Raw genomic sequence first — 5,957 nt, 5'->3', positions numbered from 1 at the left:
AACCTGGACAGCCACGTCAGCCGCATCGACCTGATCGGCAAGGACGCCATCGTCCTGAAGGACGGCAAACAGATCACCGAGTTCCGCGAAGGCATCCTGCCCTGGTCGCTGCAACGCCCCGTCGCCCTGGTCTTCGATGAATACGATGCGGGCCGCCCGGACGTCATGTTCGTCATCCAGCGCGTGCTGGAGGCGCAGGGTCGCCTGACCCTGCTGGACCAGAACCGCGTCATCCGCCCCAACAGGCATTTCCGCCTGTTCGCCACGACCAACACCATCGGTCTGGGCGACACCACGGGCCTGTACCACGGCGCGCAACAGATCAATCAGGCCCAGTTGGACCGCTGGAACATCGTCACGACGCTGAACTACCTCGACCACGACGTCGAGGCCGAGATCGTCGCCGCCAAGGTGCCCGAGTGGTCGGACACCGAGGGCAAGCGCCGCATCGCCGCCATGGTCCGCGTCGCCGACATGACCCGCAACGCCTTTATGAACGGCGACATCTCCACCGTCATGTCGCCCCGCACGGTCATCACCTGGGCCCAGAACGCCATCATCTTCGGCGGCGACGTGGCCCTGTCCTTCCGCCTGACCTTCCTGAACAAGTGCGACGAACTGGAACGCCCGACCATCGCGGAGTTCTACCAGCGCGCGTTTGGCGAAGACCTGCCGGAAGCGGCGACGCGGGTGAAGGTGGGGTGATGCGCCCCACCACCGAGGCGGATTGACGGCACAACCTTCGTGCGAGATGATGCACCAATGCGTCTCGTATATGCTCTGGCCTTCGCGCTCACGATCGCTTCACAGTCGCCTGTCCATGCACAGGCTGGAAAACCGCCATCACAGATCGAATCTTGGCCGCTGTCCCAAATCTCGGACATGGGACAGGAGATTTATCGTCAAGATGTAGCGGCCTGGGTCGCCACCGATGCGTTATTTGCAAAGCTGGGCGATAAACCGCCGGCTGGCTTAGCCGGATGGATCGTCGTCTCCAATGGAGACGATCAGATCGTTCGGTTCGTCATACAGACGGATGGCGTCCTCAAATCGGGTTGGGATGTGCCGGTTCGTCAAGGCGTCGCCGGTGAGGTTGTGCAAACCGCCAACCTTCCTCTTTCAGATGTCGAGCGCGCAATGTTTACCGCGCGTCAGACGGCGCTGAACGCCAGCAATCCGCTTCGCTGTTCCCGTACGGTCAACACCGCCGTCACCCATGCTCCCCAGGGCGAGGGTTGGATCGTATGGATTCTCACCCCCATGCCAGACAGAAATGTCATTCCTATGGGCGGGCATCAGCGTTTGACCATCAGTCAGGACGGTTCGACCATTCTGCGTCGCGACATTTTATCGTCAGGCTGCATGGATGTTGAGGATCCAAAGTCAGAAAACCGACCCGCAGCCGTTGTCATCACGTCGGTGGTGTCGGATCGCCCCACCGAGGCCCACGTCTTCCTTTCGCTTCAAAGCCGCATCCCGATCTATGTGTCGGCAGGAAAGGATAATCTGTTCGAAGTGAATGGGGCCCGCATCCGTAACGTCGAGACTTCCGCATCCCCACGCTGATACTTGAGGCCGCATCCGATCGTCGGCCCAGTCATCCATTTCGACCATCCCGCTACAGGTGCACGCTCGGCTCTCGAACAAGCGCACCCCGATTGATCGCTCCTTAAGGACTCCTGCCTAGGACACAGCCTTAAGTAGGGCGCGTCCATGATTAACAGTACAGAGTACGTCCGCGCATATGCGGAACGATATAGGGATCTCTTTCCGGTCCGGTTGGTGTCGGTCGGCGCCATCATCCTGCTAACCGGCTGGCTGTGTAACTGGACCTGGGCGCTCAGCTTCTTCGTCGTTCAAGCCCCGCTCTATATCCTGCTGTGGCGGGTGACCCAGAACGGGCTCGCTCACCCCACGGCGCCCGGCGCAGGGCTCAGGCTTAAGCGACGCACCGAACTGCTCACCCTCGCCCTGGCGACGCACAACAGCCTGTTCGTGCTGGTCGCCTGGCGGCTGCAACCCGACTTCCACCCGCATCTGATGATGCTGATTGCGGCCGTGTTGGTGGTCGGCGCGCTTCAGGTGCACGCCAGCCGCCTCAGCTTCGCCGCCGCTGTCGTCCCGCCCGTGGCCGCCATCTTCTGGATCGCCTTCAGCGAGGTGGGCGTCAGCCCCGAACTGCAGGCGCCGGTCATACTGTTCGTCTTCGGCATAGTCTGCGCCGCCTGGCGCCAGTGGCGCACCGACCGCGAGACGGTGAAGCTGATGCTGGATCTGTCCGAGGGCTCGCAGAAGCTAATGACCGCCCTGTCTCAGGCCGAGACCGACCGCGCCGCCGCCGAGCGCGCCAATCAGGCCAAGTCCCGTTTCCTGGCCACCATCAGCCACGAGGTCCGCACGCCCCTGAACGTCATCCTGGGTCTGGCCGAGGTGCTGAAGCGCCGCCGCCTGCCGCCTGCCGAGGCCGGGATGATCGACGACATGGCGGATGCGGGCGGCATGCTGCTGCGCCTGCTGAATGGCGCGCTGGACATCTCCAAGATCGAATCCGGCCAGTCCGAGGTCCAGATGGCGCCCGCCGATCTGGGCCAGTCGCTGAACGCCGTCGTCCGCGTCTGGCGCGCCCGTGTCGATGAACTGAACCTGTCGCTTGAGCTGGTGCTGCAGGGCCAGCCCGAAGACTTCATCGTCCAGACGGATGTGGCCAAGGTCGAACAGGTGATCATCAACTTCCTGTCCAACGCCCTGAAGCTGACACCCAGCGGCGTGATCCGCATTGTCGCCCAGGCCCAACCTGCATCGGACGACAGCGTGGCCCTGCGCTTCGAAATTCATGATCAGGGGCCGGGCGTGCCGGAGGCGCAGCGCGAGCGCATATTCCAGCCGTTCGAACAACTGGACGCCGGGCGCGCCGTCGGCGGCGCCGGCCTGGGCCTGGCCATCTCCCACGCCAGTGTTCAGGCTCTGGGTGGGGATTTAGGCGTCCACGCAGCCGAACCGCATGGAGCCGTCTTCTGGTTCGGTTTCACCGCCCAGCGGGCGACGATCCGCGCCGTCCCGCTGCCCATCGAGATCGACCTGCTCCCGGCCAGCCCCGCCCGGCCGACCATCCTGGCCGCCGAGGACCACCCCGCCAACCGCAAGCTGCTGGCCCTGCTGCTGGAGCCGTTCGACGTCAATCTGGTGTTCGTCGAGAACGGCAAGGAGGCGCTGGCCGCCCTGGCCGAAGAGTCATTCGATCTGGTGCTGATGGACGCGATGATGCCCGTCATGGATGGCATCACAGCCCTGACCGCCATCCGCGCGGCCGAGGCCGCCACGGGCCGTCCCCGCGCCCTGATCCATATGCTGACGGCCAATGTGTTCGATGACGACGTCGCCCGCTACATGCAGGCGGGCGCCGACGGCGTCCTGCGTAAGCCCATAGAGATCGACGATCTCCAGCGCGTCGTGCAGAAAAGCTTTAGCCCGCCTCTGGCGGCCTGATCGCCCAACTGGGTTCCGCAATGGTCAACGCCGTGTCGCGCACGCCCTGGGGCCAGTCCACAGTCGCCGCCTCGAACGCCGTCCGGTCGCCCGCGAACAGCCTCCGCACGGCCTCTTCATAGTCCGGCAGGTCGCCCGCCAGCGCGGTCATGAAGCGATAGACCGCCTCACGCGCCCGGCGCGCCCGGTCCGGCCCCTCGGCCTCGCGCATCGCCGCCTCGACCATCTTGCGCAGGGCGGAAGAGGCCCCGCCCGGTTGCCCGGCCAGCCAGTCCCAGTGACGCGGCAGCAGGGTCACCTCCCGCGCTGTCACACCCAGTTTGGGCCGTCCCGGTCCCTTCCTGGGTTCAGGCGCCGCGACCGGCAGCCGCGCCAGCGCCGTCTCCAGATCGCCGCGCAGATCGAACTCGACCGGGCGGCCGGTCGTCAGGTCGAACACCAGCACGCCCTCGCCCGCATCCGTCGCCGCCTTGACCGCAGGCAAGACATCGCGCGGCTGGCCCTCAGCGATCAGGCGCTGACCGGAAAAGGCCGCGCACCGCATGTCGAAGGTCGGGATCATCGGTCGGCTCCTCATTCGAAGCCGTGAATTGCCCGGATAAAATCACGCCGTCAAATCAAGCCGACGGATTATGCAGGAACGGCGGCGCCATGACGCACCGCCGCCCGCCTTTTCATCAGATCACGCCAAACGCGCGCATCGCCTCGGCCACCCGCACGAAGCCGGTGATGTTGGCGCCCAGCACATAGTCGCCCGGCACGCCATATTCGTCCGCCGTCTCGGCGCAGCGGTCGTGGATCGAGTGCATGATGCCCGCCAGACGCGCTTCGGTGTCTTCAAAGCTCCAGCTGTCGCGCGAGGCGTTCTGCTGCATCTCCAGGGCCGAGGTGGCGACGCCGCCCGCATTGGCGGCCTTGCCGGGCGCAAACATGGCGCCTGCTTCCTGGAAGATGCGCACGGCTTCCGGCGTGCAGGGCATGTTCGCCCCCTCGCCCACCGCCAGCACGCCATTGGCGACCAACTGTTTTGCGTCCTGGCCGGTCAGTTCATTCTGGGTGGCGCAAGGCAAGGCGATCTCGCCCGGCACGTCCCAGATGGATCCGCCCTCGACATAGTGGGCGCCCGCACCGCGCAGTTCGACATATTCGGAGATCCGACCGCGCGACTTTTCCTTGATCTGCTTGACCAGATCCAGATCGATGCCCTGTTCATCGACGACATAGCCGTTGGAGTCCGAACAGGCGACGACCTTGCCGCCGAACGCCTGAACCTTCTCGATCGCATAGATGGCCACATTGCCCGAGCCGGAGACGATGGCGCGCTTGCCTTCCATCGCGATCCCCTTGGTGCCCAGCATCCGCTCGACGAAATAGACCGTGCCATAGCCGGTCGCCTCGGTGCGGGCGCGCGATCCGCCATAGACCAGCCCCTTGCCGGTCAGAACGCCCGCCTCATAGCGGTTGGTCAGGCGCTTGTACTGGCCGAACATGAAGCCGATCTCGCGCGCGCCCACGCCGATGTCGCCCGCAGGCACGTCGGTGTATTCGCCCAGATGGCGGTACAGTTCGGTCATGAAGGACTGGCAGAAACGCATGATCTCGCCGTCCGAACGGCCACGCGGGTTGAAGTCCGAACCACCCTTGCCGCCGCCGATCGGCAGGCCGGTCAGGGCGTTCTTGAAGATCTGCTCAAAGCCCAGGAACTTGATGATCCCCAGGTTCACCGACGGGTGGAAGCGGATGCCGCCCTTGTACGGACCCAGGCCCGAGTTGAACTGCACGCGGAAGCCGCGATTGATCTGCACCTGATTGGCGTCATCGACCCACGGCACGCGGAAGATGATCTGACGTTCCGGCTCGCAGATGCGCTCGATCAGGGCGTCATCGGCATAGTTCGGATGTTTGGCGACGACCCGGCCCAGGCTTTCCAGCACTTCACGCACCGCCTGATGGAACTCGGCCTCGCCGGCGTTCCGGCGCAGCACTTCCGCCAGGATGGGCTCCAGCTTTTCGTCGATCTGGGTCAAGTCACACTCCGTATGGCTAAGCAGCGTCAGGGGGAGCCGACGCCGTCCGGCGTGCTGCATAGCTAAAAAATTTCGATCTTCGCGTCTTTTTTTGCCTTGAAACGAGAATTTATTCCGAAAGCAGTCATTTCGAGAGTGGGAACCTGCGGAAAACCCTGTGTGCAGCGCGGCAAAAACGGGGCGATCTTTGAGACTTGAACGACGCGATGATCGAATCGCACGCTGTAACGCAGGGGACGTTCCGCATCATCCCTGTCTTCGCCATCTGGGCGACGCACAGCGAAGCCCGGCATGACGAAACGATAACGGAGAGTGATGGGTATTTCGCTCGAACACTCACAATGACGCAGCCTCAACCCCAGCCTTTCCAACGCGCTAGGATCATCTCGACCCAATCTGCGCGCCTGACCCTGAAACCCGCCTATCCTACGCAAGTCCCGTCGC

Annotated in this window: 6 protein-coding genes; 3 read left to right on the top strand and 3 right to left on the bottom strand. The window is 64.1% G+C overall.

Annotated features, from left to right (window positions below; all coding sequences use genetic code 11):
- From QZ281_RS13690 to QZ281_RS13680, 3 genes are all read left to right on the top strand, one after another.
- Positions 1–705 (top strand): cobaltochelatase subunit CobS (locus QZ281_RS13690; protein ID WP_292229255.1); only part of this gene is annotated, 705 nt, incomplete at its 5' end.
- A gap of 57 nt (positions 706–762) precedes the next feature.
- Positions 763–1,566 carry a hypothetical protein gene (locus QZ281_RS13685; protein ID WP_292229253.1) on the top strand — a complete coding sequence of 268 codons (804 nt, stop codon included), beginning with the start codon at positions 763–765 and terminating at the stop codon, positions 1,564–1,566.
- Between the two features lie 216 nt (positions 1,567–1,782).
- A complete protein-coding gene (locus QZ281_RS13680) occupies positions 1,783–3,486 on the top strand; it encodes a response regulator (protein WP_292229251.1) in 1,704 nt (567 codons plus the stop codon).
- On the opposite strand, the gene QZ281_RS13675 is transcribed toward QZ281_RS13680, so the two are convergent.
- From QZ281_RS13675 to QZ281_RS13665, 3 genes are all read right to left on the bottom strand, one after another.
- The gene (locus tag QZ281_RS13675; protein WP_292229249.1) at positions 3,464–4,048 is read right to left on the bottom strand and encodes a DUF2239 family protein; all 585 of its coding nucleotides are present in this window, start codon (positions 4,046–4,048) and stop codon (positions 3,464–3,466) included. The genes QZ281_RS13680 and QZ281_RS13675 overlap by 23 nt on opposite strands.
- 115 nt (positions 4,049–4,163) lie before the next feature.
- Positions 4,164–5,513, bottom strand: coding sequence for an NADP-specific glutamate dehydrogenase (gene gdhA / locus QZ281_RS13670; protein ID WP_292229247.1), 1,350 nt, complete (start codon positions 5,511–5,513; stop codon positions 4,164–4,166).
- Between the two features lie 62 nt (positions 5,514–5,575).
- A partial coding sequence (locus QZ281_RS13665; RefSeq protein WP_292229245.1) for a hypothetical protein occupies positions 5,576–5,957 on the bottom strand: 382 nt, incomplete at its 5' end.

Source organism: Brevundimonas sp. (genome assembly GCF_018608325.1).
GTDB lineage: Bacteria > Pseudomonadota > Alphaproteobacteria > Caulobacterales > Caulobacteraceae > Brevundimonas.
The sequence above is the reverse complement of the archived record's forward strand: the minus strand, read 5'-3'. Positions and strand labels throughout refer to the sequence as shown.

Bases quoted from the DNA above. Each gene is read 5' to 3' on its own strand.
- QZ281_RS13685 (WP_292229253.1), top strand. From the start codon at position 763: ATGCGTCTCGTATATGCTCTGGCCTTCGCGCTCACGATCGCTTCACAG.
- QZ281_RS13675 (WP_292229249.1), bottom strand. From the start codon at position 4,048: ATGATCCCGACCTTCGACATGCGGTGCGCGGCCTTTTCCGGTCAGCGC.